We start from the raw sequence: 24,565 nt of genomic DNA on the forward strand, positions 1-24,565 counted from the left end.
CGCCTGATCGGTGTGAAGAGGTGGTTATGCACGCGCAAACAATCCAACACGAACACAGCCTTACCGGCAGCTTGCGCTTCAACGGGATCGGCAAGACCTTTCCCGGGGTGAAGGCGCTGGACAACATCAGCTTCGTCGCCCATCCGGGACAGGTTCACGCCTTGATGGGCGAGAACGGTGCCGGCAAGTCGACACTGCTGAAAATTCTCGGCGGGGCCTACACGCCTTGCAGCGGTGCCTTGCAGATCGGCGAGCGGACGATGGACTTCAAGTCCACCGCCGACAGCATCGGCAGTGGCGTCGCGGTGATCCACCAGGAGTTGCATCTGGTGCCGGAAATGACCGTGGCCGAGAACCTGTTTCTCGGGCATCTGCCAGCCAGTTTCGGCCTGATCAATCGCAGCACCCTGCGCCAGCAGGCACTGGCCTGCCTCAAAGGCCTGGCCGATGAAATCGACCCGCAGGAGAAAGTCGGGCGCCTGTCCCTCGGCCAGCGGCAACTGGTGGAAATCGCCAAGGCTTTGTCTCGTGGCGCCCACGTGATTGCCTTCGACGAACCCACCAGCAGCCTTTCGGCAAGGGAGATCGACCGCTTGATGGCGATCATCGGCCGGCTGCGGGACGAAGGCAAAGTGGTGCTCTATGTCTCCCATCGCATGGAAGAGGTGTTTCGCATCTGCAACGCGGTGACGGTGTTCAAGGATGGGCGCTACGTGCGCACGTTCGATGACATGAGCCAACTGACCCACGATCAACTGGTCACCTGCATGGTCGGGCGCGACATCCAGGACATCTACGATTACCGCCCGCGCCAGCGCGGCGCGGTGGCACTCAAGGTCGACGGACTGCTCGGGCCGGGGTTGCGCGAGCCAGTGAGTTTCGAGGTGCACAAAGGCGAAATCCTCGGGCTGTTCGGGCTGGTCGGTGCCGGTCGCACCGAGCTGTTGCGCCTGCTCAGTGGTCTGGCGCGCCACAGCGCCGGACAGCTGAAACTTCGAGGCCATGAACTGAAGCTGCGTTCACCCCGGGACGCGATTGCCGCCGGGATCCTGTTGTGCCCCGAAGACCGCAAGAAGGAAGGCATCCTGCCGCTGGCCAGCGTCGCCGAGAACATCAACATCAGTGCGCGCGGCGCCCACTCCACCTTCGGTTGCCTGTTGCGTGGCCTGTGGGAGAAGGACAACGCCGAGCAGCAGATCAAGGCGTTGAAAGTGAAGACGCCCAACGCGACGCAGAAAATCATGTACCTGTCCGGTGGCAATCAGCAGAAGGCCATTCTCGGTCGCTGGCTGTCGATGCCGATGAAAGTGCTGCTGCTCGACGAACCCACACGCGGCATCGACATCGGTGCCAAGGCCGAGATCTACCAGATCATCCATAACCTGGCAGCCGAGGGGATCGCGGTGATTGTGGTGTCCAGCGACTTGATGGAAGTCATGGGCATTTCCGACCGCATCCTGGTGCTGTGCGAAGGCGCCCTGCATGGCGAGCTGAGCCGCGAACAGGCCAACGAATCCAACCTGCTGCAACTGGCTTTGCCGCGCCAACGCGCCGACGGCGTGGCGAACTGAGAGGTGACTATGATGACAACCCAAAACAACACCCTGCCGACCACGCGCAAACCGCTGGACTTGCGGCGCTTCCTTGATGACTGGGTGATGCTGCTGGCGGCGGTCGGCATCTTTGTCGCCTGCACCTTGCTGATCGACAACTTCCTTTCACCGCTGAACATGCGTGGCCTGGGCCTGGCGATTTCCACCACCGGCATTGCTGCCTGCACCATGTTGTATTGCCTGGCGTCCGGGCATTTCGACTTGTCGGTGGGCTCGGTGATTGCCTGTGCCGGGGTGGTCGCGGCGGTGGTGATGCGCGACACCGACAGCGTGTTTCTCGGTGTCTGTGCGGCGTTGGTGATGGGCCTGATCGTCGGGTTGATCAACGGGATAGTGATCGCCAAGTTGCGGGTCAATGCGCTGATCACCACGCTGGCGACCATGCAGATCGTGCGCGGCCTGGCCTACATCTTCGCCAACGGCAAAGCGGTGGGGGTGTCCCAGGAGTCGTTCTTTGTGTTCGGTAACGGCCAGATGTTTGGCGTGCCGGTACCGATCCTGATCACCATCGTCTGCTTCCTGTTCTTCGGCTGGCTGCTGAACTACACCACCTACGGGCGCAACACCATGGCCATCGGCGGCAACCAGGAAGCGGCACTGCTGGCCGGTGTGAATGTCGACCGGACCAAGATCATCATCTTCGCCGTGCACGGTGTGATCGGCGCGTTGGCCGGGGTGATCCTGGCCTCGCGCATGACCTCCGGCCAGCCGATGATCGGCCAGGGTTTCGAGCTGACGGTGATCTCGGCCTGCGTGCTGGGCGGGGTGTCGTTGAGTGGCGGGATCGGCATGATCCGGCACGTGATCGCCGGGGTGTTGATTCTGGCGATCATCGAAAATGCGATGAACCTGAAGAACATCGATACGTTTTATCAGTATGTGATCCGGGGTTCGATTTTGCTTCTGGCCGTCGTGATTGACCGCCTGAAACAGCGCTGATACCCCATTACACCTGTGTGCGAGCTTGCTCGCGATGACGGACTGGCTTCATTACTGGCTCAAATGGCTTTCCTCGTCCTCGGTGGTGCTTGAACCGAGGCCACCACTGCCGGGTGTTTTTTTGTCCGGCAGGTTCGTCCCGCCCTGACGTCCCGCATCGTTGCCTTGAATCCGCGGGTCGGTGCCGGTGGCGGGCGGCAGGTTTTGGTCGATCGTCGTGCCATCGGTGTTCATGCCGGGGGCACTCTGGATGGCGGGAGCCCTGGGTTTTTCCACCGGATTGGTCGGGCCGGTGCTCGAGCCGATGGTTCCGGCGAAGGAGGCGGCGGATAAAAGGGCAGTGAAAACGAGGGCGGTCAACCTGGACAGGGTCATGGTGGTGTCTCCAGCGAGTAGAGTCCTTACCTGATTAGTCCGCCCTCGATCCGGATGGGTGCATTGTCAGCGACGAACGGCTCAGGCCTCCTCCAGTGCCCTCACCGCGGTGGCTCTACGCCAGATCAAGCGGCCCACGGTGATCAGCCAGTTGAGCGAGGCAACCGCCAACACCGTGAGCAACAGCGTGGGCATGCCTTGCTCGACGATGATTTTCCCTGCCAGCAATGGAAGTCCGAACACGCCGATGAAGTACGACAGGCTGAACAGCAGCAAGGATTGTGCGGTGGTGCCGTTCGGCGCTTCATTGGCGGCCAGGCCGTTGATCACCGAGTAGGTCAGGCCGTAACCGATCCCGAGCATCACCGCCGCGAGCACGTAGCTGACGCTGCTGTCGACGACAACACCGAACATCACGATCGATGCCAGCATCAGCCCCGAAAGCAGGCACGATGCACGCAATGGATCGCGCTTGACCACGAAACCGGCAACCAGCATGCGGCCGCTGATCGCCGCACTCATGAAGCCGAGGAAGAACAGCGAATAGTCGAGCGAGCGCGCTGCGGCATAACTGGTTTGAAAGCTCGACAGACCACCGAACACGCAGCCGCCGAGACCAACCATGATGATCGGGAAAACGGCCCTGGACGACAGCACCTGACCCGCTGCACGCCAGGAAATTCGCGACACGCTGCCAGATTGCGCGGGCGCCGGCTTCAGTTGTCGAGCCAGGCGCCAGAACAGCAATACGCCGATCAGGCTGGCCAGCGCCGCCAGGTAAAACGCCGCGGTCACCGGATAACCGAGCGCACTTGCCGCGCGGCCGAGCAACGGGCCGCTGCCGATCCCGGTCATCATGCTGCCGGACAACAGGGCGAAGTATCTGGCGCGCTGCGCGGGTGTCACCAGGCTTGCCACGATGATCGGCCCCAGGGTGTAGAACACGCCCCAGCCCAAGCCCAGCAGCAGGCCGAAAAACAACAACAGGTGACCGAAGCCCGGGGTCAGGGCGAAGCCCAGGCTGGCGGCTACCAGCAATACACCGAACAGCGCCACCGAGCGGGCGGCACCGAGCAAGTCGGACAAATGACCGGAAACAATTACCGCTGCAAAGGTGCTGAGCATTGCCGCCGAAATCACACTTCCAGCGTCGTGTTCGTTACCGCCGCGAGAACCAATCAGCAACGACAGCAGAAACGTCGAGCCGTAGGACAATGACAACAGGTAACTGGCAAGACAAAAAAGGCCGAACAGCTTGTTTGAAACTGGGGGTGTTGCGGTGGGCATGACGCGGTTCCTTGACCGGATAAATGAGCAGCGCGTCTATCTAACCACGCAGACCCCGAATATTAGGTCCGAGGTTATCGATTCCAGGGTTAGTGCCGGCCGGAGTAAACCCCCTTTGTAGGAGCGAGCTTGCTCGCGATGACGCCGAGAACACCACATGTATCCAGAAAGCACGCGTTATCGTTAACGACCATCACGAGCGAGCTCGCTCCTACAGGTGTTGGGACAGTTCCCTCGCCACAAATACCGCGCCGACTTAGTATGGCGTTTTCCACTTTTGACAAGGCACGTCCATGACGATCGAAATCCGCCCGGCGACCCCCAGTGACGCACCGCAAATCCTCGCGTTCATCACTGAACTGGCCGACTACGAACGTGCCCGCCATGAAGTCATCGCCAGCGTTGCCGATATCGAGCGCAGTCTGTTCAGCGAAGGCGCCACAGCCCATGGCCTGATCTGCCTGCGCGAGGGTGCACCCATCGGTTTCGCGGTGTTCTTCTTCAGCTATTCCACCTGGCTTGGCAGCAACTGCCTGTACCTCGAAGACCTCTACATCACCCCGGAGCAACGCGGCGGTGGCGCGGGCAAGACTCTGTTGCGGCATCTGGCGAAAATCGCCTGCGCCAACGACTGCGGCCGTTTCGAGTGGAGCGTGCTGGAATGGAATACGCCGGCCATCGATTTCTACAAATCCCTGGGCGCGCAGCCGCAGGAGGAGTGGGTGCGCTATCGGATGGATGGGGCGGTGTTGCGGGATTTTGCAGCGGGTAACTGATCGCTTCTAAAAGATCGCAGCCTTCGGGCTGCGATTTTTTTGTCTTGTCTCATAATATGGGATTGATATTTATATATTGAGATTTGTCCCTTCGCAGGTTTATAGTCCCGCTCACTCACTGCCAAAAACCAAAACAGGTGAAGCGATGCAGGCGCAATTGATCGCGCTCGACTGGGGGACAACCTCATTACGTGCTTACAAACTGGCCGAAGGCGGGCAAGTGCTCGAACAGCGTTCGCTGTCGTCGGGGATCATGCAGCTGCCGAAAGCGCCGCGAATCATTGGCGGCCGGGAATGCGCCGATGGTTTCGAACTGGCCTTCGATGAGGCTTGTGGCGACTGGCTCGACGCCCAGCCGGATTTACCGGTGATTGCCTGCGGCATGGTCGGCAGCGCCCAGGGTTGGAGTGAAGCGGCCTACCGCGACACGCCGGCGAACGTCGCCACGCTCGGTACTTCCTTGCAAACCGTGCGCAGCCGGCGCGGCGTCGATGTGCACATCGTGCCCGGCGTCATCGAGCGTTCGCCTTTGCCGAACGTGATGCGCGGCGAAGAAACCCAGGTACTCGGCGTGCTGCAAAACCTGACGAGCGAGGCGGGCGCTGATCTGCTGATCGGCCTGCCGGGCAGCCATTCGAAATGGGTGGAAGTGGCCGACGGCTGCATCGTGCACTTCGACACTTTCATGACCGGCGAAGTCTTCGCAGTGCTCAGTCAACACAGCATTCTCGGACGCACCCAACAATGTGGCGCGTCTTTCGATGGCGATGCGTTTGATCGCGGCGTGAAGGTCGCGTTGTCGGCGCACGGTGAAATCGGCCTGCTGTCGACGATGTTCAGCGCCCGCAGTCTCGGGCTGACCGGCGAGTTGAGCGCAATCGCCCAGGCGGACTATCTGTCCGGCCTGCTGATCGGTCACGAGTTGACGGCCTTGGCCAATGTCCAGCGGCGCCGACGCAACAGTGTGCATCTGCCTTCGATCATCCTCATCGGCAACACCCAACTCTGTGCCCGCTACAGCCGTGCGCTCGACGCCTGCGGTTTTGCCCGGGTGACTCTGGCCGATCAGGCCACCGAACGCGGGTTGTGGCAACTGGCGCTGGCTGCCGGCCTGATCACGTGCACCGCATCCCGTTAAACCTGACTGGAGTCCTGACATGCTCAAACAAGCCCTGGCGCAAAACGGCCTGATCGCGATCCTGCGTGGCCTGCGCCCGCAGGAAGCGGCGGCCATCGGCGAAGTCCTGTACGCCGCCGGATTTCGCGTCATCGAAGTGCCGCTCAATTCCCCTGAACCGTACGAAAGTATTCGCATCCTGCGCAGTACCTTGCCCGCCGATTGCCTGATCGGTGCCGGTACGGTGTTGACGCCGGAGCAGGTCGAGCAAGTGAAAGCCGCGGGCGGCCAGGTGATCGTCATGCCCCATAGCGATCCGAAGGTCTTGCGCGCGGCGAAAGCGGCAGGGTTGTACCTGTCGCCGGGTGTCGCCACGCCGACCGAAGCCTTCACGGCACTGGCTGAAGGCGCGGATGTGCTGAAGCTGTTTCCGGCCGAGCAGATGGGGCCGGCAGTCGTTAAAGCCTGGCTCGCCGTATTGCCTGCCGGAACCCTTCTGGCGCCGGTCGGCGGGATCACGCCGGACAACATGCAGTCGTTCATCGACGCCGGCGTCAAAGGTTTCGGCCTCGGTTCCGGCCTGTTCAAACCGGGCATGACGCCTACGCAAGTGTCGGCCAATGCCGAGGCCTACGTCGCTGCCTGGAAAGCCCTTCGCTGAGACTTCATTGAGCGCCGAGCGCGCTGCATCTAATAAGAGAGCCAAAAGATGAAAATCACCAAACTGACCACCTTCATCGTTCCGCCGCGCTGGTGCTTCCTCAAGGTCGAAACCGACGAGGGCGTCACCGGTTGGGGTGAGCCCGTGGTCGAAGGTCGCGCCCACACCGTTGCCGCTGCCGTTGAAGAATTGTCCGACTACCTGATCGGTAAAGACCCGCGCAACATCGAAGACATCTGGACCGTGCTCTATCGCGGCGGCTTCTACCGTGGCGGCGCGATCCACATGAGCGCTCTGGCCGGTATCGATCAGGCCTTGTGGGACATCAAGGGCAAGGCGCTGGGCGTGTCGGTCAGCGATCTGCTGGGTGGCCAGGTGCGGGACAAGATTCGTGTGTACTCGTGGATCGGCGGTGACCGTCCAGCGGACACCGCGCGTGCGGCGAAAGAAGCGGTCGAGCGTGGTTTTACCGCGGTGAAAATGAACGGCACCGAAGAGCTGCAATTCCTCGATACCTTCGACAAGGTCGACCAGGCCCTGGCCAACGTCGCTGCCGTGCGCGATGCCGTCGGCCCGAACGTCGGCATAGGCGTGGACTTCCATGGCCGGGTGCACAAGCCCATGGCCAAGGTGCTGATGAAGGAGCTTGATCCGTACAAGCTGATGTTCATCGAAGAGCCGGTGCTGAGCGAAAACTACGAAGCGCTCAAAGAGTTGGCGCCGCTGACCAGTACGCCGATTGCCCTGGGCGAACGGCTGTTCTCGCGCTGGGACTTCAAGCGCGTGCTCAGCGAAGGTTATGTCGACATCATCCAGCCGGATGCCTCCCACGCCGGTGGCATCACCGAGACCCGCAAGATCGCCAACATGGCCGAAGCCTACGACGTGGCGCTGGCGCTGCATTGCCCGTTGGGCCCGATTGCCCTGGCGGCGTGCCTGCAACTGGACGCGGCTTGCTACAACGCGTTCATCCAGGAACAGAGCCTGGGCATCCATTACAACGAGAGCAACGACCTGCTCGACTACGTCAAAGACCCAAGGGTGTTCGACTACGACAAAGGCTTTGTGAAGATCCCGAACGGCCCGGGCCTGGGCATCGAGATCAACGAGGAATACGTGATCGAACGCGCCGCCATCGGTCACCGCTGGCGCAACCCGATCTGGCGCCATGCCGATGGCAGTTTTGCCGAGTGGTGATCACTCCCTGATCCACCACCTATCCCCTGTAGGAGCGAGCTTGCTCGCGATGGTGTGTCATTCAGCCTGATGTCGACTGACACACCATCGCGAGCAGGCTCGCTCCTGCAAGGGGTCTGCGCGAACTTTCAAATCGACCTCAATAACCATAAGAAGAGGCACCCCCCCATGCAACCGCAAACCCTCACCGGGCAGGCGTCGTTGGTGACGCCCAGCCGCAAGCGTTTTTTCATCATGGTGCTGTTGTTCATCACTGTAGTGATCAACTACCTGGACCGCAGCAACCTGTCCATCGCTGCCCCGGCATTGACCAGTGACCTGGGCATCGACCCGATCCACGTCGGCCTGATCTTCTCCGCGTTCGGCTGGACCTACGCGGCCATGCAAATCCCCGGCGGCTGGCTGGTGGATCGCGTGCCACCGCGCATCCTTTACAGTGTTGCCTTGCTGCTGTGGTCGGTGGCCACGGTGATGCTCGGCTTCGCCGGCAGCTTCATCGCGCTGTTCGTGTTGCGCATGGCAGTCGGCGCCCTGGAAGCGCCGGCGTACCCGATCAACAGCCGTGTGGTCACCACCTGGTTCCCCGAGCGCGAGCGTGCCACGGCCATCGGTTTCTATACCTCCGGGCAATTCGTCGGTCTGGCCTTCCTGACGCCGGTGCTGGCCTGGCTGCAGCACGAATTCGGCTGGCACATGGTGTTCGTCACCACCGGCGCGGTGGGCATTGTGTGGGCGGTGATCTGGTACGCGGTGTATCGCGAGCCACGGGATTTCAAAGGTGCCAATGACGCGGAAATCGATTTGATCCGCGAGGGCGGCGGGCTGGTGGATATCCAGGCCGAACAGGCCAGGGTCAAAGCCAAATTCAGCTGGACCGACTTGGGGATTGTCCTGACCAAGCGCAAGCTCTGGGGCATTTACCTCGGGCAGTTCTGCCTCAACTCGACACTGTGGTTCTTCCTCACCTGGTTCCCGACCTACCTGGTGAAGTATCGCGGCATGGACTTCATCAAGTCCGGCCTGTTGGCATCGCTGCCGTTTCTCGCCGCGTTTATCGGTGTGCTGTGTTCCGGTTTCTTCTCGGACTTTTTGATCCGTCGCGGTTACACGGTAGGTTTCGCCCGCAAGTTGCCGATCATCAGCGGCCTGCTGATTTCCACCTCGATCATCGGCGCCAACTTTGTCGAGTCGACGCCGTTGGTGATTGCCTTCCTCGCGCTGGCATTCTTCGGCAATGGCCTGGCTTCGATTACCTGGTCGCTGGTATCGACCTTGGCTCCGGCGCGTTTGCTCGGGCTGACCGGCGGTGTGTTCAACTTCATCGGCAACCTGTCGGCGATTGCCACGCCTATCGTGATCGGCTTCCTCGCGACGGGTGATTCTTTTGCCCCGGCGATCACCTACATCTCGGTGCTGGCACTGATTGGCGCACTGTCCTACATCTTGCTGGTAGGCAAGGTCGAGCGTATCAAGTTGTAGTCGTGGCACGCGGGCGACCATAATGCCGCCCGTTCACTCGCTCAACGGTAAAGGCTGGATATGCAGGAAGACGCCCCAAAAATCGCCAAGGACGCCGCGCCGACCGGCACCCAGACCCTGCTTCGCGGGTTGGGTGTGGTCCAGGCCGTGGCCAGCGGCGCCCGCGATCTCAAGGAAATCGCCCGGCTGATCGGCACCACGCGCAGCACCACCCATCGCCTGGCCAGTTGCCTGGTGGACGAGCGTTATCTGCGGGTGGTGCCGCAAGTCGGTTATTTGCTGGGGCCGAAACTGATCGAACTGGGCTTTCAGGCCCGTGAAGAGCTGCCGTTGGTGAACCTGGCCGGGCCTTATCTGGATGAGTTGTCGGCGTTGACCGGCGACACCGTGCACCTGGGCATTCGCGAAGGCGACGAGGTTTTGTACCTGCTGAAGAATCCGGGGCGCAATGGCCCGGAAATGCGTTCGCGGGTCGGCCATCGCATGCCGTTGGCGCGCACCGGGATTGGCAAGGCGTTGATGCTCGATGATTCGCCGCAGGATTGGCAGCGGCTGTACGACATCAGCCTGCCAGCGGGTGGGAAAAGTCAGTTCTGGCCGCAGCATCCCCAGCAGTCTTGGGAACAGCTTGAGCAGCGCATGACCGAGTACGTGGCCGGCGGCTACGCGTTCGACCTCGAAGACAACGAACCGTCGATCCGCTGCGTGGCGGCGCCGATTCGTGATGCGAGCAAGCGCATTGTGGCGGCGATCAGCATTGCCAGCACCGTACCCTACATGCCGCTGGAAAAAATGGCCGAGCTGATTCCCCTGATCAAAGGGGTCACGGCCCGGCTGTCGGCGGAGCTTGGCTTGAAGGTTTAGATTTTCAAGGTCGCCATGTCGATGACGAAGCGGTACTTCACGTCACCGGCGATCATGCGGGCGTAAGCCTCGTTGATCTGGCGGATGTCGAGCATCTCGATGTCGCAGGTGATGTTGTGCTCGGCGCAGAAATCCAGCACTTCCTGGGTTTCTGCGATGCCGCCGATCAGCGAGCCGGCGAGCACGCGACGCCCCAACACCAGTTTGGCGGCATGTACCGGTGGCTCCACCGGTTCGATCAACCCCACCAGGATATGTACGCCGTCGAATCGCAGCGTATCGAGGTAAGGGTTGAGGTCGTGCTGCACCGGAATGGTGTCGAGCAGGAAATCGAAGTGCCCGGCCGCAGCCTGCATCTGGGCATCATCGGTGGACACGATCACATGGTCCGCGCCCTGACGACGAGCCTCTTCGGCCTTGCTCGCCGAACGGGTGAACAAGGTCACCTCGGCGCCCATGGCCTTGGCGAACTTGATGCCCATGTGGCCCAGGCCGCCCATGCCGAGAATCCCGACCTTGTCACCGGCCTTCACGCCGTAGTGCTTGAGCGGTGAGTAGGTGGTGATGCCGGCGCACAGGATCGGCGCGGCGCTGGCCAGGGGCAGTTTTTCCGGGATACGCACCACAAAGTGCTCGCTGACCACGATGCTGTCGGAGTAGCCGCCCATGGTGTTGCTGCCATCCACGCGGTCCGGGGTGGCGTAGGTCATGGTCGGACCTTCGAGGCAGTATTGCTCGAGGTTGGCCTGGCAGGCTTCGCAGCTGCGGCACGAGTCGACCATGCAGCCGACACCGACCAGATCGCCGACTTTATGCTGGGTGACACTCGCACCCACGGCGGTCACCTTGCCTACGATTTCGTGGCCAGGCATCAGCGGGTAAACGGCAATGCCCCACTCGTTGCGGGCCTGATGGATGTCGGAATGGCACACGCCGCAGTAGAGAATCTCGATGGCAACGTCGTCAGGCCTTGGGCTGCGACGTTCGAATTTCACGGGGGCGAGGGGAGTGGTGGCTGACTGGGCGGCGTATCCGATGGCGGTGTACATGGTGAACCTCGCAAAAGCGCTGACGGGTGAAGTGGCGCATTCTGGGCGTCGTCCCCTGTACCGGCCATGGCGATTCCTCCGGGTGTCATGCCTATTCCTCCGGCATCCGCCTCTGTTCGAAGCCATTGGCAATCAGACCTGCGATGATGCTTTCGTCCCTTGTTCCGTGACCTTTTTTGTGAAGAGCCCCGATGTTGTTGACCCGTTACCTTGATGCCAATGCCACTCTGGTTTCGCTGATCGAGCCGCTGTCCACTCGCGACGGTTTCGTCCCGACTGCGTTGCCGGGCGTACAGGTTCTGCGGGCCAGTTGCGACGTGGCCCGTGGGCCGCAGATCTATGAGCCGAGCCTGGTGATCATCGCCCAGGGCAGCAAACTGGCGTACCTGGGGCCGCGCACCCTGGAATATGGTGCTGGGCATTACCTGATTCAGGCGCTGCCGGTGCCGTTCGAGTGTGAAACCTTTGCCGCGCCCAGCGGGCCGATGCTGGGTGTTTCCGTCGCGATCGACCGGGTGATGCTGGGCGAGTTGGTGTTGGCGATGGGCCTGGCGCCGGGGCGGCATATTCCGGCGCAAACACCGGAGTCCATGACCTCGGCAGTGCTCGATGACGCCATGCGCGGTTGTGTCGAGCGGCTGCTGCGTTGCCTGCACGATCCGCTGGAATGCCAGATCATGGGGCAAGCGCGTTTGCGTGAGTTGCTGTTCGTCGCCTTGCGCGGTCCGCAAGCCGATGTATTGCGGGCACTGGTTGAGCAGCAGGGGCAGTTCGCCCGGATCGCGGCATCCCTCAGTCATCTGCATGCGCATTACACCGAACCGTTGAATGTCGAGACCCTGGCCAGTTGCGCCAACATGAGTGCGTCGACCTTTCACGAGCATTTCAAGCGCAGCACCTTGTTGTCACCGGTGCAGTACCTGAAGCGATTGCGTCTGCTGCGGGCGCAGCAGTTGTTGGTGGGGGAGGGGCTGGGTGTGGCGCAGGTGGCGCATCGGGTGGGGTATCAGAGCACGTCGCAGTTCAGTCGTGAGTACAAGCGGTACTTCGAGCGTAATCCCGGGGATGAACGCGCTGCCTGAGTTGGTAATAGATCCCCTGTGGGGGCGGTGTTATGTCCTGAATCGCACGCAACAAAAAGGCCCCCGTTTCGGGAGCCTTGATGTTCAGCGGTTCGGCTTACATGTTCGGGTAAGTCGGGCCGCCGGCACCTTCCGGCGCCACCCAGGTGATGTTCTGAGCAGGATCCTTGATGTCGCAGGTCTTGCAGTGAACGCAGTTCTGGGCGTTGATCTGGAAGCGCTTCTCGCCGTCTTCCTTGGTGATCACTTCATACACGCCGGCCGGGCAGTAACGCTGTGCCGGCTCATCGTACAGCGGCAGGTTCTTGCTGATCGGGATGCTCGCGTCGGCCAGCTTCAGGTGGCACGGCTGTTCTTCTTCGTGGTTGGTACCGGAGATGAATACCGAGCTCAATTTGTCGAAGCTGAGCTTGCCGTCCGGTTTCGGGTAGTCGATCTTCTTGCAGTCGGCCGCGAGCTTGAGGCAAGCGTAATCCGGCTTGGTGTCGTGCAGGGTGAACGGCAGTTTGCCGCCGAAGATGTTCTGGTCGAGCCAGTTGAAACCGCCGCCGACGATGGCGCCGAACTTGTGGATCGCCGGGCCGAAGTTGCGGCTGGCGAACAGTTCTTCGTAGAGCCAGCTCTTCTTGAACGCATCTACATAAGTGGTCAGCTCTTCGGTGCCGTCCTTCTCGGCGAACAGCGCCTCGGCCACGGATTCAGCGGCGAGCATGCCGGACTTCATCGCAGTGTGGCTGCCTTTGATCTTGGCAAAGTTCAGGGTGCCGAGGTCGCAACCGATCAGCGCGCCGCCCTTGAACACCATTTTCGGCAGCGAGTTCAGGCCGCCCTTGCAGATGGCACGTGCGCCGTAGCTGATGCGCTTGCCGCCTTCCAGGTACTGAGCAAGCACCGGGTGATGCTTGAGACGCTGGAACTCGTCGAACGGCGACAGGTAGGTGTTGCTGTAGGACAGGTCGACGATCAGGCCAACCACGACCTGGTTGTTTTCCAGGTGATAGAGGAACGAGCCACCGGTGTTCTCGGTGCCCATGATGTCCATCGGCCAACCGGCGGTGTGCACTACCAGGCCTGGCTGATGCTTGGCCGGGTCGACTTCCCAGATTTCCTTCAGGCCGATGCCGTAGTGCTGGGCATCAGCGTCAGTGTCCAGGTTGAAGCGCTTGATCAGTTGCTTGCCGATGTGACCACGGCAACCTTCGGCGAACAGCGTGTACTTGCCACGCAGTTCCATGCCCGGGGTATACAGGCCTTCCTTCGGGTTGCCTTCGCGGTCAACGCCCAGGTCGCCGGTGATGATCCCGCGAACCACGCCGTTTTCGTCGATCAGCGCTTCCTGAGCGGCGAAGCCAGGGTAGATTTCCACGCCCAGGTTCTCGGCCTGCTGGGCCAGCCAGCGGCACAGGTTGCCCAGGGAGATGATGTAGTTGCCTTCGTTGTGCATGGTCTTGGGCACAAAGAAGTCTGGAATTTTCTGCGCGCTTTCAGCGTTCTTGAGCACGAAGATGTCGTCGCGGGTGACGGGCGTGTTCAGCGGCGCGCCGAGTTCTTTCCAGTTCGGGAACAGTTCGTTCAGGGCCCGTGGTTCGAACACGGCGCCGGACAGAATGTGAGCACCGACTTCGGAGCCTTTTTCGACCACGCAGACGCTGATTTCCTTACCGGCTTCGGCGGCCTTCTGCTTCAAGCGGCAGGCGGCGGAAAGACCAGCGGGGCCGGCACCGACGATGACCACGTCGAATTCCATGTATTCGCGTTCCACAGGTTATCTCCTACTCAAGGCTCAACAGTTTTTTTTCTAATTTGGAAGTCGGGTGTCGCATCCATGAATTCCGGCGCAACGCCGGAAGAGGACAATCGATTGACCACCTTTCTCTTTTGGTGGCGCATTATATCTACACCACTCTCAGCGTCCAATACAAACGTTTGTTTGAATTGGCTCAAAGCCAGAGAAATCAAAGTCACGCGCCTTATGAACGGCCATTTTGGCGTATTGACCGGAATAGGCGTTCCGGTCAATATACGGGCGGTTTTGCGCTCGCCGTAGGCTGGCTGTTGGTTTCAAGAGCACCTCTAAAGACAGGGCGATGGCAGTAGAGAGTGATGCGCTGCGCGGGTTTGATGTGCAGTTTACACGCCGCGATGTTGAATGACTCGTCAGTCACCACTGACCAATGGTCATCCAGATCATGAGCGATGGTCACTTGACAGCATTGCCGGCGTTTTTGGAGGTGCCCTTGCGCCCGATGAGCATCAACCGCCAGGTTCGCCTAGGCGACTTTCTTTTCACCGGAGAGTAACGAGGAATCCATGAAGGTTCTTGTAGCTGTCAAACGCGTTGTGGATTACAACGTCAAGGTTCGCGTCAAGGCGGACAATTCCGGCGTCGATCTTGCCAACGTCAAGATGTCGATGAACCCGTTCTGCGAAATCGCCGTGGAAGAAGCCGTACGCCTGAAAGAGAAGGGTGTTGCGACTGAAATCGTCGTCGTCTCCGTAGGCCCGTCCACCGCTCAAGAGCAACTGCGCACCGCGCTGGCTCTGGGTGCCGACCGCGCCATCCTCGTCGAGTCCGCCGAAGACCTGACTTCCCTGGCTGTTGCCAAACTGTTGAAAGCTGTTGTCGACAAGGAACAGCCTCAGCTGGTGATCCTTGGCAAACAGGCCATCGACAGCGACAACAACCAGACCGGCCAGATGCTCGCTGCATTGAGCGGCTACGGTCAGGGCACGTTCGCTTCGAAAGTCGAAATCAGCGGCGACAGCGTAGCTGTGACCCGTGAAATCGACGGCGGCGCGCAGACGGTTTCCCTGAAACTGCCGGCGATCGTCACCACCGACCTGCGTTTGAACGAGCCGCGCTATGCGTCTCTGCCAAACATCATGAAAGCCAAGAAGAAGCCTCTCGAAGTGCTGACTCCGGATGCTTTGGGCGTTTCCACCGCCTCCACCAACAAGACTTTGAAAGTCGAAGCGCCGGCTGCACGCAGCGCGGGTATCAAAGTCAAGTCGGTGGCTGAACTGGTCGAGAAACTGAAAAACGAAGCGAAGGTAATCTAAATGACTATCTTGGTTATTGCTGAACACGACAACAATGTGCTGGCCCCGGCCACGCTGAACACCGTTGCTGCTGCCGCCAAAATCGGTGGCGACATCCACGTTCTGGTTGCAGGGCAGGGCGCTGGCGCCGTGGCTGAAGCCGCTGCGAAAATCGCTGGCGTGGCTAAAGTGCTGGTGGCCGACAACGCCGCCTACGCGCACCAGCTGCCGGAAAACGTTGCTCCTCTGGTTGCAGAGTTGGGCAAGGGCTACAGCCACATCCTGGCTGCCGCCACTTCCAACGGCAAAAACATCCTGCCGCGCGTTGCCGCTGCACTGGACGTTGACCAGATCTCCGAGATCATCTCGGTAGAAAGCGCCGACACCTTCAAGCGTCCGATCTACGCCGGTAACGCCATCGCTACCGTTCAGTCGAACGCTGCGGTCAAGGTGATCACCGTGCGTGCCACCGGTTTCGACCCGGTTGCAGCTGAAGGTGGCTCCGCTGCCGTTGAAGCTGTTGGCGCTGCCCACGATGCTGGCATCTCCAGCTTCGTTGGCGAAGAACTGGCCAAGTCCGATCGTCCGGAACTGACCGCTGCCAAGATCGTCGTTTCCGGCGGTCGCGGCATGCAGAACGGCGACAACTTCAAACACCTGTACGCCCTGGCCGACAAGCTGGGCGCTGCCGTCGGTGCATCGCGCGCCGCGGTCGACGCAGGTTTTGTTCCGAACGACATGCAGGTCGGTCAGACCGGCAAGATCGTTGCTCCACAGCTGTACATCGCCGTCGGTATCTCCGGCGCGATCCAGCACCTGGCCGGCATGAAAGACTCCAAAGTGATCGTTGCGATCAACAAGGACGAAGAAGCGCCGATCTTCCAGGTGGCCGATTACGGCCTGGTGGCGGACCTGTTCGAAGCCATCCCTGAGTTGGAGAAGCTGGTCTAATCCGGCTGCTTCACTTATAAAGAGCCCGGCCTTTTGGTCGGGCTTTTTTTGCTCTTCATTCTGTAGGAGCGAGCTTGCTCGCGATGGACGTTAACGATGACGCGTCGATCCTGGATAAACGCGGTGTCTTTGAATCCATCGCGAGCAAGCTCGCTCCTACAGGGGGGCATCACCGAGTTTGAGTGGAGTGTGTCGCCATGGATCTGCGCCTTGTCTGGAGCTTGCTGGGATTGACGCTATTGCCGACGCTGTCTGTCGCCGCAGGTAAATGCGAGCGGCTGGTGGTCACCGGCAGCCCGGATGCACCGCCGTACCTGTGGCAAGACCCGCACAATCCCAAATACCTGATCGGTGCCAGCGCCGATTTGCTGCAGCAAGTGGCGGGGGAGTTGGGGCTCAAGGTCGAACTGCTTTATGCCGGCAAACGCGCCCAGGCCCTGGACGAAGTGCGCAGCGGGCGCATGGACATGCTGGCGGACGCGACGTTGACCGTCAGCGAGCTGGAGACCCTGGACTACATCCATCCAGCCTTGCTGGAAAACGACTATCTGGTCTGGACTCGCAAGGACTCGACACTGGTCTACAACGAAGCACAGGACCTGCACGGCCATCCCGGTGCCGTGTCGGAAAAGGCCCGAATGACCCCGCAATTCAGCACCTTTGCCGGACAGCAACTGACCCTCACGCGCACGTCCAACCTGACCCAGGCCTTTCAGAAACTGCTGTTGGGCGAGGTCGAGTTTGTACTGGCAGGGCGCTACTCGGGCATGGCGACCGCACAGACACTGGGCATGGCCGCTGACCTGGTCGCGCGCTCGCAACCGGTCGACAAACCTGGCCTGTACCTGGCGATTTCCCATGACTCGGCGTGCAACGATCCGTGGTTGCGCGGACAGTTGGCCAAAAAGATGACAGAATTGCCCGCGTCCGGACTGACGGAGGCCGTGCTGATGCGCAATATCGAGCGATGGAAAGCACAACGCTCACAACCGCAGCCAAGCCCCCCGCAACAACCCGTCAGTACCCCAAAACAGTAAGGATTTTCAGTGAGTATTCGACCTCTTTTCGCTGCCGTGGCCTTTGCCGCCCTGGCGGGTTGTGCAACCGATCCTGCGCCGAATGAACAGATTCGCCTGACCGAACAGGCACTCGAACAGGCCAAGGCCGTAGGCGCCACCGCCGACGATGTGCCGGAAATGAAACTGGCCGAAGACAAGTTCAACCGCGCCAAGGGCAACATGACCGATCAATCCTTCAAAAACGCACGCATGCGGGCCGAACAGGCCGAACTCGATGCGCGCCTGGCTGAAGCCAAGGTGTTGACGGCCAAGAGCGAGGAACAGTTGAACGTGCTCAACACCCGCATCGCCCGCCTGCGCAAGCAACTGGGAGATGCCCAATGAGCCTCAAGAGCAAAGCCCTCGGCGGTTTGATCCTGGCAGGCTGCGCGAGCCTCTTTGGCTGCGCCAGCCAGCACAGCGAGTCCGCGTTGCAGCAGGCCAGTGCCGACTTTCAGAAGGTCAAGGAAGACTCCAATGTGCTGCGAATCGCCCCCAAGGACGTGATTCGCGCCGGTGAGTCCCTGGCCCGTGCCGATCGCCTGTCCAGCTATTGGGGCAGCGGTTCGGACGTGGTGCATTACGCCTACCTGAGCCAGCGCTACAGCGCCATTGCCCGGGAGCACACCAATCAGGTGCTCAACGAAGAGCAAGCGGCAAAACTCGAACTGGAGCGGCAGCGTCTGCAACTGGCATTACGTGAGTCCAAACTGTTCAGCGTGCAGCAGCAAGGCAAATGGCTCGAGGAGCAGATCCTGGCATTGACGACCAGCCAGACCGACCGCGGTCTGGTGATGACCTTGGGCGACATGCTGTTCGACACCGGCGAAGCGGAATTGAAACCGTCGGCCAACCGTGTGGTGTTGAAGATCGTGCAGTTCCTGCAACTCAACCCCAAGCGAGTGGTGCGGATCGAAGGTTATACGGACAGTACCGGGGGCAAGCAGGAAAACCTCAAGCTGTCCCGCGACCGCGCGCAATCGGTGGCTGACGTGCTGATGGACCTGGGTATCGACGACAAGCGCATCCAGGTCGAGGGTTATGGCGACGAGTATCCGGTGGACGCGAACGCGTCGGAACGGGGCCGGGCGCAGAATCGTCGGGTGGAAATTGTGTTTTCCGACGAAAAGGGCCAGCTCGGCGCTGCCCGCTAAGGGTTGCGTCGCTGGAAAGCCCGGCCTGCCAAGCAGTGCCGGGTTTTTTTATGCCTGCCGATTACCGCACAAAACAGTACAGATTTTGCTGACACTGCACTGTACGGTCGACTATTGTGGCAACTGTCCCCGTACACTTCTAAACTGTTCCGGTATTGTTTCACACAAGAATAAAATGCCCGTGAAATCGAGTGCTGCGTCATGACCAATCTTTTGCTCTATCAACGTATTGCTCAACAACTGGCCGAAGACATCCGCCGTGGGGTCTATCAGCCGGGGGAGCGCGTGCCTTCGGTGCGCAAGATGAGCTCGCAGCTCAATGTCAGCCATGCGACGGTGTTGCAGGCGTATGCCAATCTCGAGGATCAGGGGCTGATCCGCGCCCGGCCGCAGTCGGGTTACTACGTGCACCAGACGCCGGCACTCACCGCGCCGACGCCGGACATCGCCCGGGTCGAGCGCCCCGGGCTGGTCACCCGCAGCAGCATCATTCAGCAAGTCCTGGTCGAGTCCCGTCGTGAAGGTGTCTTCCCGCTGGGCGCTGCGGTGCCGAGTGTCGACTATTTACCGGTGCGGGCACTGCATCAGCAATTGGCCAAAGTCACCCGTTTCCATAGCCCGCGGGCCTTCAGCTACATGTTCAGCCCTGGTTTCGAGCCGTTGCGCCGACAGGTGGCGATCCGCATGCGCGATGCCGGCGTGGTGGTCGATCCGTCGGAGGTGGTGATCACCCACGGTTGCGTCGATGCGCTGCAGATGTCCTTGCGTGTGCTGACCCGTCCGGGCGATCTGATCGCGGCCGAGTCGCCGACCTATTACGGGTTGCTGCAACTGGCCGACCTGTTGGGTCTCAAGGTCATCGAGATCCCCAGTGATCCAGCCACGGGCATGAGCCTGGAAGCCCTGCAACTGGCGGCCAACCAATGGTCGATCAAGGCGTTGGTTCTGACCACCCGCCTGAGCAATCCGTTGGGCGGCACCATGCCGGAGGACCGGCAGAAACAATTGCTGCGCCTGGCGTCGGACTTCGATATCCAGATTGTCGAAGACGATATCTACGGTGAGCTGATGTTCGAGCAGGGGCGCACCAAGTCTCTCAAGGCCTATGATCGGCTGGATCGGGTGATCTATTGCTCGAGTTTCTCCAAGACCCTGTCGCCTGGCGTGCGGATCGGCTGGATGATCGCCGGCAAGTATCAGCAGGAAATCCAGCGCTTGCAGACCTTCAGTACGCATTCCGCGTGCAGCGTGACCCAGATGGGCATTGCCGCGTACCTGGAAAATGGCGGGTACGACCGGCATTTGCGCTTCATCCGTCAGGAGTACCGGAAAAACCTCAGCGCCTTCCAATTGGCCGTGCAACAGTATTTCCCTGAAGGCACGCAGATGACCCGACCTACCGGCGGCTTCATTCTGTGGGTCAGTCTGCCGGGGCGGGTCAACACGCAAGAGTTGCACGTGCGGGCATTGCAGCAGGGCATCAGTATCGCGCCGGGACTGATCTTCAGTAATACCGAGCAATTCAATCACTGCATCCGGCTCAATTGCGGCACCCCGTGGAACCGCGAGGCCGAGCGTGCATTGATGACCCTGGGCATGCTGGCCACCCAACTCTGCCAGGAGATGGCTGGCGGTTTGTAACAGGCTGCGACTGCGCTTGTCTTGTGGGCTGCAACAGGCGAGCATATGCATCTCTGCCGTTTGCACCCACCGTTGGATACATGAAACCGACTTTTCCTGCCGCCTGGCTTTGGCTCTGCCTGATTGCGAGTATTCAGCCGGCATCCGTCGTGGCTGCCACCGAGCAGGATCAGACTACCGGCAGTTTCCACGTCGCATCGAAAGAAGCCGCACCTGCGAAAAAAGCCTCGGCGGCCAGTAAGCAGGCTGCGCCCGTGAAAAAGCGTCCGCCCATTGCCTCCAAATCGAAACCGGCCAGCGAGGTGGCAAAGACTGAGCTTCCATCTACCAAACTGGATCTGAGCTTGCCCAAAGAAATGGTTCAAGAGCTCAAGCCGGTCGGAACGGTGCCGTTGGTCAGGCGCGAGCCGTTGTTACCCCAGATGTTCGGTGACAAAAGCGGCAACAGCGAGTTCCAGCTCAACGGCCGCCTGCTCAGCAACGAAATGCAGCTGCAACTGCGAAATGAAGAACGCCACGAGGTCGAAGGCGCGGCACTGGATTTCGAGTTCAAGCAGTAACCCCGTCAGGATCCGCGAGCCGCAGGCCAGACGCTTTGTCGGAGACTGGCCGGTCATGCTCGTTTGCGTTGAAAAACCCGCCCGCAGGTAATTTAAAACAACTGTTTTAACGGGTACTCTGTGCCCCGTCCATTAACACATTGCTCGTCGCGAGGAGCTTGTCGTCATGAAATGCCGTGAGGGCTGTGGCGCTTGTTGCATTGCCCCTTCCATCAGTTCACCGATTCCCGGTATGCCCAATGGCAAGGCCGCGGGGCAGCGTTGCCTGCAACTTTCCTCCGATAACCTGTGCAGTATTTTCGGCCAGCCGGAACGGCCGGCGGTGTGTTCTGCCTTCGAGGCCGACCCCGAGGTGTGCGGAAACAGCAGCGAAGAAGCCATCCGGTTGATCGGCTGGTGGGAGCAAATGACGGCGGCGTGATGTGTTCTACGAACGGAACTTCAACAATAAGGAATAAGACTATGGGTTCGCTGCATCGTATGGCTGTGCTGTGTGGTTTGACGGTTGTGCTGGCTACCTCGACGGCCCAGGCCGAAGACTGGAAGGTCAAGAAAGACGAAGACGGCATCAAGATCTCCCTGAGTGAAGTGGCCGGCTCCGACTACAAGGCCTACCAGGGCGTCACGCTGATGAAGACCACCATGGCCAAGCTGCGTGCGTTGCAGGACGACGTGTCCGGAGCCTGCGCCTGGATTCACGAATGCAAAACCCAGAAGCTGCTCAAGCACGAAGGTGAGCAGAGCTGGACCTACACTCAGTTCAACACCCCGTGGCCGGTTACTCCCCGTGATTCGGTGTTGCACATCACCACCATCGAAGGGGCCGATGGCAGCCTGACCCGCAAGCTCGAAGGCGTGCCGAAATACATTCCTGAAGAAAAAGGCTTCGTCCGGGTCACCAAGGTCGACGGTTTCTGGAAGTTCGTACCCAAGGGCGACCAGATCGAAGTGACCTATCAGGTGCACACCGAGCCGGGCGGCAGCGTGCCGTCGATGGTGGCCAACAAGTTCGTGGTGGATGCCCCGTTCAATACCTTGAAAGCCCTCAAGGAACGCGCCGAGAAGTAATTGTGTCACTCTTTTGAGGTGACTTCGTGACGCCCCGACTCGATCGGGGCGTTTGCTTTTTTGAACGCTGCTCAGGTTTTAATTTGTTACCGGATATGCGTTGCACGAAATTTTCACCCACTCTCCAAGACAATTCGCCGGCTCTCCCGTAACGCGCAGCGTATGGCTGAATGCAGGATGAAAGACTCGGGATGAGGGTAGTTATCAATGGCAATGCTGCCGTTGATCGTGCAACATTTGCGCACCGCGCAAACCCCCAGGCCTGGTACGGGCCGAAAAGAGGGCAAGGCGCAGCTGTATTTTTGAAACTTCAACTTCCAATGGGTCCTAAAACGACATGGCAATCCCGGACGCCCTGAGTCAGCAGCGAGCTTCTAGTCGCCTGCTGCAACCGACCGTCAAATCGCATCTGGCCTACACGCTGTTGTGTGCCCTGGTCATGATGGTCATGTTCAGTCTGCTGCGCGTCGCGCTGCTGGCTTACAACAGCTCGATGATCCTCGACACACCGGCTTCGACCTTCCTCGAGGCATTCGCCAACGGTCTGCGTTTCGACCTGCGCCTGGTGGTCTATCTCAGTATTCCGTTGCTGCTGGCCTTGTTCAGCGCCCGGGCCATGGCGGCACGCGGGCTGTTCCGACTCTGGCTGACAGTGGTCTCCAGCATCGCGCTGTTCCTGGGCCTGATGGAGATGGACTTCTATCGTGAATTCCACCAGCGCCTCAACGGCCTGGTCTTCCAGTACGTCAAGGAAGACCCGAAAACCGTGGCCAGCATGCTCTGGTATGGTTTTCCGGTGGTCCGCTATCTGCTGGCGTGGGCTCTGGGTACCGTGATCCTGAGCATGGCATTCAAGGGCGCCGACCGTGCGACCCGCCCTCGTGGCCCGTTCAGTGGCGGCAGCATCGGCACACGCAAGGTCGCGCCGTGGTATGCACGCATTGGCGTGTTCGTGGTTTGCCTGCTGATCTGCGTCGTCGCGGCCCGTGGCACCTTGCGCCAAGGCCCGCCGATGCGCTGGGGTGATGTCTACACCACAGATTCCAACTTCGCCAACCAGTTGGGTCTCAACGGTACGCTTTCTCTGGTCGCCGCCGCCAAGAGCCGGATGTCCGAGGATCGCGACAATATCTGGAAAGCCACGCTGCCACAGCCACAAGCCCAGCAAGTGGTGCGTGACATGCTGGTGATGGCGGATGACAAACTGGTGGATGGCGAGACCGCGGCGGTACGTCGCGATTACACCCCGCCAGCCGACAAGACCTTGCCGATCAAGAACGTCGTCGTGATCCTGATGGAAAGCATGGCCGGTCACTCGGTGGGTGCGCTGGGTGGGCCAGGCAACATCACGCCGTACCTCGACAAACTGTCGAAGGAAGGCTTGCTGTTCGACCGCTTCTTCTCCAACGGTACCCATACCCACCAGGGCATGTTCGCCACCATGGCCTGTTTCCCGAACTTGCCGGGCTTCGAATACCTGATGCAGACCCCGGAAGGCAGCCACAAGCTGTCCGGTCTGCCGCAGTTGCTCAGCGCCCGTGACTTCGACGACGTGTATGTCTACAACGGCGATTTCGCCTGGGACAACCAGTCGGGTTTCTTCAGCAACCAAGGCATGACCAACTTCATCGGCCGTAACGATTTCGTGAATCCGGTGTTCTCTGATCCGACCTGGGGCGTGTCCGACCAGGACATGTTCGACCGTGGCCTGGTCGAGCTCAAGGCGCGGGAAAACGGCAAGCCGTTCTATGCCTTGCTGCAAACCCTGTCCAACCACACGCCTTACGCCTTGCCGACGCCATTGCCGGTCGAGCGCGTGACCGATCGTGGCAACCTGAACGAACACCTGACCGCCATGCGTTACTCGGACTGGGCACTGGGCCAGTTCTTTGAAAAGGCCCGCAAGGAGCCGTACTTCAAGGAAACCCTGTTTGTCGTCGTCGGTGACCACGGTTTTGGTAACGAACGGCAGATCACCGAAATGGACCTGGGCCGCTTCAACGTGCCGATGCTGATGATCGCGCCGGGCATCCAGGAAAAGTTCGGCCAGCGTGACCACACCGTGGGCACTCAGATCGACATCGTGCCGACCATCATGGGCCGCATCGGTGGCGAAGTACGTCATCAGTGCTGGGGACGCGACCTGCTCAACCTGCCGGAAGGCGACGCCGGTATTGGTGTGATCAAGCCGTCGGGCAGTGAGCAGACCACGGCGGTCCTCACCGCGGACCAGATTCTGGTCCTGCCGAAGGACAAGGACATGGCGCCGAAGTTGTATCAGTATGAATTGGGTGCCAACCCTCGCGCCGAAGTCATTGCTGATGCGCCGCGTACCGCCGAGTTGAAACTCAAGCTCGAAGCGTTCCTGCAAACAGCGACCAAGAGTCTGCTGGACAACACCGCCGGTGTTGTTGATGGCAAGCCGGACTAAGTTGTGACGCAAAAAAAGAGGCCCTTCAAGGGCCTCTTTTTTTTGCCTGGCGGATACTTATATTCGGCCAAGCAAGAGCAGGATCAACAGCACCACCAATACGACGCCGATGATACCGGACGGGCCGTAACCCCAACTTCTGGAGTGCGGGAAGACCGGTAAACCACCGATCAGTAACAGGATCAGAATGATGATCAGTATTGTGCCCATGTCTATTTCCTTGT

General features: G+C 60.3%; 24 protein-coding genes. 19 read left to right on the forward strand and 5 right to left on the reverse strand.

Annotated elements, in window-relative coordinates; all coding sequences use genetic code 11:
* The first annotated feature begins 26 nt into the window (after window positions 1–26).
* The gene (gene araG / locus KW840_RS02925; RefSeq protein WP_218494412.1) at window positions 27–1,571 is read left to right on the forward strand and encodes an L-arabinose ABC transporter ATP-binding protein AraG; all 1,545 of its coding nucleotides are present in this window, start codon (window positions 27–29) and stop codon (window positions 1,569–1,571) included.
* 12 nt (window positions 1,572–1,583) lie between these two features.
* Complete coding sequence (gene araH / locus KW840_RS02930) at window positions 1,584–2,552, forward strand: L-arabinose ABC transporter permease AraH (protein ID WP_090457976.1); 969 nt, start codon at window positions 1,584–1,586, stop codon at window positions 2,550–2,552.
* 51 nt (window positions 2,553–2,603) lie between these two features.
* Here the strand turns inward: araH and KW840_RS02935 are convergent, their stop codons facing one another.
* Window positions 2,604–2,927 carry a hypothetical protein gene (locus KW840_RS02935; RefSeq protein ID WP_218494413.1) on the reverse strand — a complete coding sequence of 108 codons (324 nt, stop codon included), beginning with the start codon at window positions 2,925–2,927 and terminating at the stop codon, window positions 2,604–2,606.
* Window positions 2,928–3,008: 81 nt separating this feature from the next.
* Complete coding sequence (locus KW840_RS02940; RefSeq protein WP_218494414.1) at window positions 3,009–4,214, reverse strand: MFS transporter; 1,206 nt, start codon at window positions 4,212–4,214, stop codon at window positions 3,009–3,011.
* Window positions 4,215–4,507: 293 nt separating this feature from the next.
* On the opposite strand from KW840_RS02940, the gene KW840_RS02945 reads away from it, so the two are divergent.
* The 6 genes from KW840_RS02945 to KW840_RS02970 all read left to right on the forward strand — a co-directional run bounded on the left by KW840_RS02945 (window position 4,508) and on the right by KW840_RS02970 (window position 10,308).
* Window positions 4,508–4,990: a GNAT family N-acetyltransferase gene (locus KW840_RS02945; protein ID WP_057713732.1), complete on the forward strand. Its 483-nt coding sequence runs from the start codon at window positions 4,508–4,510 to the stop codon at window positions 4,988–4,990.
* 145 nt (window positions 4,991–5,135) lie between these two features.
* Complete coding sequence (locus tag KW840_RS02950; RefSeq protein ID WP_218494415.1) at window positions 5,136–6,128, forward strand: 2-dehydro-3-deoxygalactonokinase; 993 nt, start codon at window positions 5,136–5,138, stop codon at window positions 6,126–6,128.
* A 19-nt stretch (window positions 6,129–6,147) separates the two neighbouring features.
* Complete coding sequence (locus tag KW840_RS02955) at window positions 6,148–6,768, forward strand: 2-dehydro-3-deoxy-6-phosphogalactonate aldolase (RefSeq protein WP_090457179.1); 621 nt, start codon at window positions 6,148–6,150, stop codon at window positions 6,766–6,768.
* 48 nt (window positions 6,769–6,816) lie between these two features.
* Window positions 6,817–7,965: a galactonate dehydratase gene (dgoD, locus tag KW840_RS02960; protein WP_008047041.1), complete on the forward strand. Its 1,149-nt coding sequence runs from the start codon at window positions 6,817–6,819 to the stop codon at window positions 7,963–7,965.
* Window positions 7,966–8,133: 168 nt separating this feature from the next.
* Window positions 8,134–9,444 (forward strand): MFS transporter, encoded by a 1,311-nt coding sequence (locus KW840_RS02965; protein ID WP_057713735.1) that lies wholly within the window; start codon window positions 8,134–8,136, stop codon window positions 9,442–9,444.
* A 60-nt stretch (window positions 9,445–9,504) separates the two neighbouring features.
* On the forward strand, window positions 9,505–10,308 hold the full coding sequence (locus tag KW840_RS02970) for an IclR family transcriptional regulator (protein WP_218494416.1): 804 nt from the start codon (window positions 9,505–9,507) through the stop codon (window positions 10,306–10,308).
* On the opposite strand, the gene KW840_RS02975 is transcribed toward KW840_RS02970, so the two are convergent.
* A complete protein-coding gene (locus KW840_RS02975) occupies window positions 10,305–11,357 on the reverse strand; it encodes an NAD(P)-dependent alcohol dehydrogenase (RefSeq protein WP_057713737.1) in 1,053 nt (350 codons plus the stop codon). The two genes, KW840_RS02970 and KW840_RS02975, sit on opposite strands and share 4 nt — an antisense overlap.
* Window positions 11,358–11,548: 191 nt before the next feature.
* Between KW840_RS02975 and KW840_RS02980 the strand changes: the two genes are divergently transcribed.
* Complete coding sequence (locus KW840_RS02980; RefSeq protein ID WP_057713738.1) at window positions 11,549–12,439, forward strand: AraC family transcriptional regulator; 891 nt, start codon at window positions 11,549–11,551, stop codon at window positions 12,437–12,439.
* Window positions 12,440–12,536: 97 nt separating this feature from the next.
* Here KW840_RS02980 and KW840_RS02985 read toward each other — a convergent pair whose 3' ends face one another.
* Window positions 12,537–14,201 carry an electron transfer flavoprotein-ubiquinone oxidoreductase gene (locus KW840_RS02985; RefSeq protein ID WP_057713739.1) on the reverse strand — a complete coding sequence of 555 codons (1,665 nt, stop codon included), beginning with the start codon at window positions 14,199–14,201 and terminating at the stop codon, window positions 12,537–12,539.
* Window positions 14,202–14,749: 548 nt separating this feature from the next.
* On the opposite strand from KW840_RS02985, the gene KW840_RS02990 reads away from it, so the two are divergent.
* The 10 genes from KW840_RS02990 to KW840_RS03035 all read left to right on the forward strand — a co-directional run bounded on the left by KW840_RS02990 (window position 14,750) and on the right by KW840_RS03035 (window position 24,341).
* Window positions 14,750–15,499 (forward strand): electron transfer flavoprotein subunit beta/FixA family protein, encoded by a 750-nt coding sequence (locus KW840_RS02990; RefSeq protein WP_015093946.1) that lies wholly within the window; start codon window positions 14,750–14,752, stop codon window positions 15,497–15,499.
* Complete coding sequence (locus KW840_RS02995) at window positions 15,500–16,429, forward strand: electron transfer flavoprotein subunit alpha/FixB family protein (protein WP_218494417.1); 930 nt, start codon at window positions 15,500–15,502, stop codon at window positions 16,427–16,429.
* 197 nt (window positions 16,430–16,626) lie between these two features.
* Window positions 16,627–17,466 (forward strand): ABC transporter substrate-binding protein, encoded by an 840-nt coding sequence (locus tag KW840_RS03000; protein WP_218494418.1) that lies wholly within the window; start codon window positions 16,627–16,629, stop codon window positions 17,464–17,466.
* Between the two features lie 9 nt (window positions 17,467–17,475).
* On the forward strand, window positions 17,476–17,832 hold the full coding sequence (locus tag KW840_RS03005) for a DUF4398 domain-containing protein (protein WP_056727192.1): 357 nt from the start codon (window positions 17,476–17,478) through the stop codon (window positions 17,830–17,832).
* Window positions 17,829–18,641, forward strand: coding sequence for an OmpA family protein (locus KW840_RS03010; protein ID WP_218494419.1), 813 nt, complete (start codon window positions 17,829–17,831; stop codon window positions 18,639–18,641). The genes KW840_RS03005 and KW840_RS03010 overlap by 4 nt, the downstream gene beginning before the upstream one ends.
* Window positions 18,642–18,842: 201 nt before the next feature.
* Window positions 18,843–20,282, forward strand: coding sequence for a PLP-dependent aminotransferase family protein (locus KW840_RS03015; protein WP_218494420.1), 1,440 nt, complete (start codon window positions 18,843–18,845; stop codon window positions 20,280–20,282).
* An 80-nt stretch (window positions 20,283–20,362) separates the two neighbouring features.
* A complete protein-coding gene (locus KW840_RS03020; RefSeq protein ID WP_218494421.1) occupies window positions 20,363–20,842 on the forward strand; it encodes a translation initiation factor 2 in 480 nt (159 codons plus the stop codon).
* Window positions 20,843–21,008: 166 nt separating this feature from the next.
* Complete coding sequence (locus tag KW840_RS03025; RefSeq protein WP_057713744.1) at window positions 21,009–21,263, forward strand: YkgJ family cysteine cluster protein; 255 nt, start codon at window positions 21,009–21,011, stop codon at window positions 21,261–21,263.
* Between the two features lie 41 nt (window positions 21,264–21,304).
* A complete protein-coding gene (locus tag KW840_RS03030; RefSeq protein ID WP_057713745.1) occupies window positions 21,305–21,910 on the forward strand; it encodes an START domain-containing protein in 606 nt (201 codons plus the stop codon).
* A 337-nt stretch (window positions 21,911–22,247) separates the two neighbouring features.
* Entirely contained in the window at window positions 22,248–24,341 is a 2,094-nt protein-coding gene (locus KW840_RS03035; RefSeq protein ID WP_150812229.1) for an LTA synthase family protein, read from the forward strand.
* A gap of 57 nt (window positions 24,342–24,398) precedes the next feature.
* Here the strand turns inward: KW840_RS03035 and KW840_RS03040 are convergent, their stop codons facing one another.
* A complete protein-coding gene (locus KW840_RS03040; protein WP_172435350.1) occupies window positions 24,399–24,557 on the reverse strand; it encodes a DUF3309 family protein in 159 nt (52 codons plus the stop codon).
* Between the last annotated feature and the right edge of the window lie 8 nt (window positions 24,558–24,565).

It is taken from the genome of Pseudomonas sp. PDM30 (assembly GCF_019218985.1).
Taxonomy (GTDB): Bacteria; Pseudomonadota; Gammaproteobacteria; order Pseudomonadales; family Pseudomonadaceae; genus Aquipseudomonas; species Aquipseudomonas jessenii.

Excerpts from the sequence above, each read along its gene's own strand:
- araG (WP_218494412.1), top strand. The coding sequence starts at position 27 with ATGCACGCGCAAACAATCCAACACGAACACAGCCTTACCGGCAGCTTG.
- araH (WP_090457976.1), top strand. The coding sequence starts at position 1,584 with ATGACAACCCAAAACAACACCCTGCCGACCACGCGCAAACCGCTGGAC.
- KW840_RS02935 (WP_218494413.1), bottom strand. The coding sequence starts at position 2,927 with ATGACCCTGTCCAGGTTGACCGCCCTCGTTTTCACTGCCCTTTTATCC.
- KW840_RS02940 (WP_218494414.1), bottom strand. The coding sequence starts at position 4,214 with ATGCCCACCGCAACACCCCCAGTTTCAAACAAGCTGTTCGGCCTTTTT.
- KW840_RS02945 (WP_057713732.1), top strand. The coding sequence starts at position 4,508 with ATGACGATCGAAATCCGCCCGGCGACCCCCAGTGACGCACCGCAAATC.
- KW840_RS02950 (WP_218494415.1), top strand. The coding sequence starts at position 5,136 with ATGCAGGCGCAATTGATCGCGCTCGACTGGGGGACAACCTCATTACGT.
- KW840_RS02955 (WP_090457179.1), top strand. The coding sequence starts at position 6,148 with ATGCTCAAACAAGCCCTGGCGCAAAACGGCCTGATCGCGATCCTGCGT.
- dgoD (WP_008047041.1), top strand. The coding sequence starts at position 6,817 with ATGAAAATCACCAAACTGACCACCTTCATCGTTCCGCCGCGCTGGTGC.
- KW840_RS02965 (WP_057713735.1), top strand. The coding sequence starts at position 8,134 with ATGCAACCGCAAACCCTCACCGGGCAGGCGTCGTTGGTGACGCCCAGC.
- KW840_RS02970 (WP_218494416.1), top strand. The coding sequence starts at position 9,505 with ATGCAGGAAGACGCCCCAAAAATCGCCAAGGACGCCGCGCCGACCGGC.
- KW840_RS02975 (WP_057713737.1), bottom strand. The coding sequence starts at position 11,357 with ATGTACACCGCCATCGGATACGCCGCCCAGTCAGCCACCACTCCCCTC.
- KW840_RS02980 (WP_057713738.1), top strand. The coding sequence starts at position 11,549 with ATGTTGTTGACCCGTTACCTTGATGCCAATGCCACTCTGGTTTCGCTG.
- KW840_RS02990 (WP_015093946.1), top strand. The coding sequence starts at position 14,750 with ATGAAGGTTCTTGTAGCTGTCAAACGCGTTGTGGATTACAACGTCAAG.
- KW840_RS02995 (WP_218494417.1), top strand. The coding sequence starts at position 15,500 with ATGACTATCTTGGTTATTGCTGAACACGACAACAATGTGCTGGCCCCG.
- KW840_RS03000 (WP_218494418.1), top strand. The coding sequence starts at position 16,627 with ATGGATCTGCGCCTTGTCTGGAGCTTGCTGGGATTGACGCTATTGCCG.
- KW840_RS03010 (WP_218494419.1), top strand. The coding sequence starts at position 17,829 with ATGAGCCTCAAGAGCAAAGCCCTCGGCGGTTTGATCCTGGCAGGCTGC.
- KW840_RS03015 (WP_218494420.1), top strand. The coding sequence starts at position 18,843 with ATGACCAATCTTTTGCTCTATCAACGTATTGCTCAACAACTGGCCGAA.
- KW840_RS03020 (WP_218494421.1), top strand. The coding sequence starts at position 20,363 with ATGAAACCGACTTTTCCTGCCGCCTGGCTTTGGCTCTGCCTGATTGCG.
- KW840_RS03025 (WP_057713744.1), top strand. The coding sequence starts at position 21,009 with ATGAAATGCCGTGAGGGCTGTGGCGCTTGTTGCATTGCCCCTTCCATC.
- KW840_RS03030 (WP_057713745.1), top strand. The coding sequence starts at position 21,305 with ATGGGTTCGCTGCATCGTATGGCTGTGCTGTGTGGTTTGACGGTTGTG.
- KW840_RS03035 (WP_150812229.1), top strand. The coding sequence starts at position 22,248 with ATGGCAATCCCGGACGCCCTGAGTCAGCAGCGAGCTTCTAGTCGCCTG.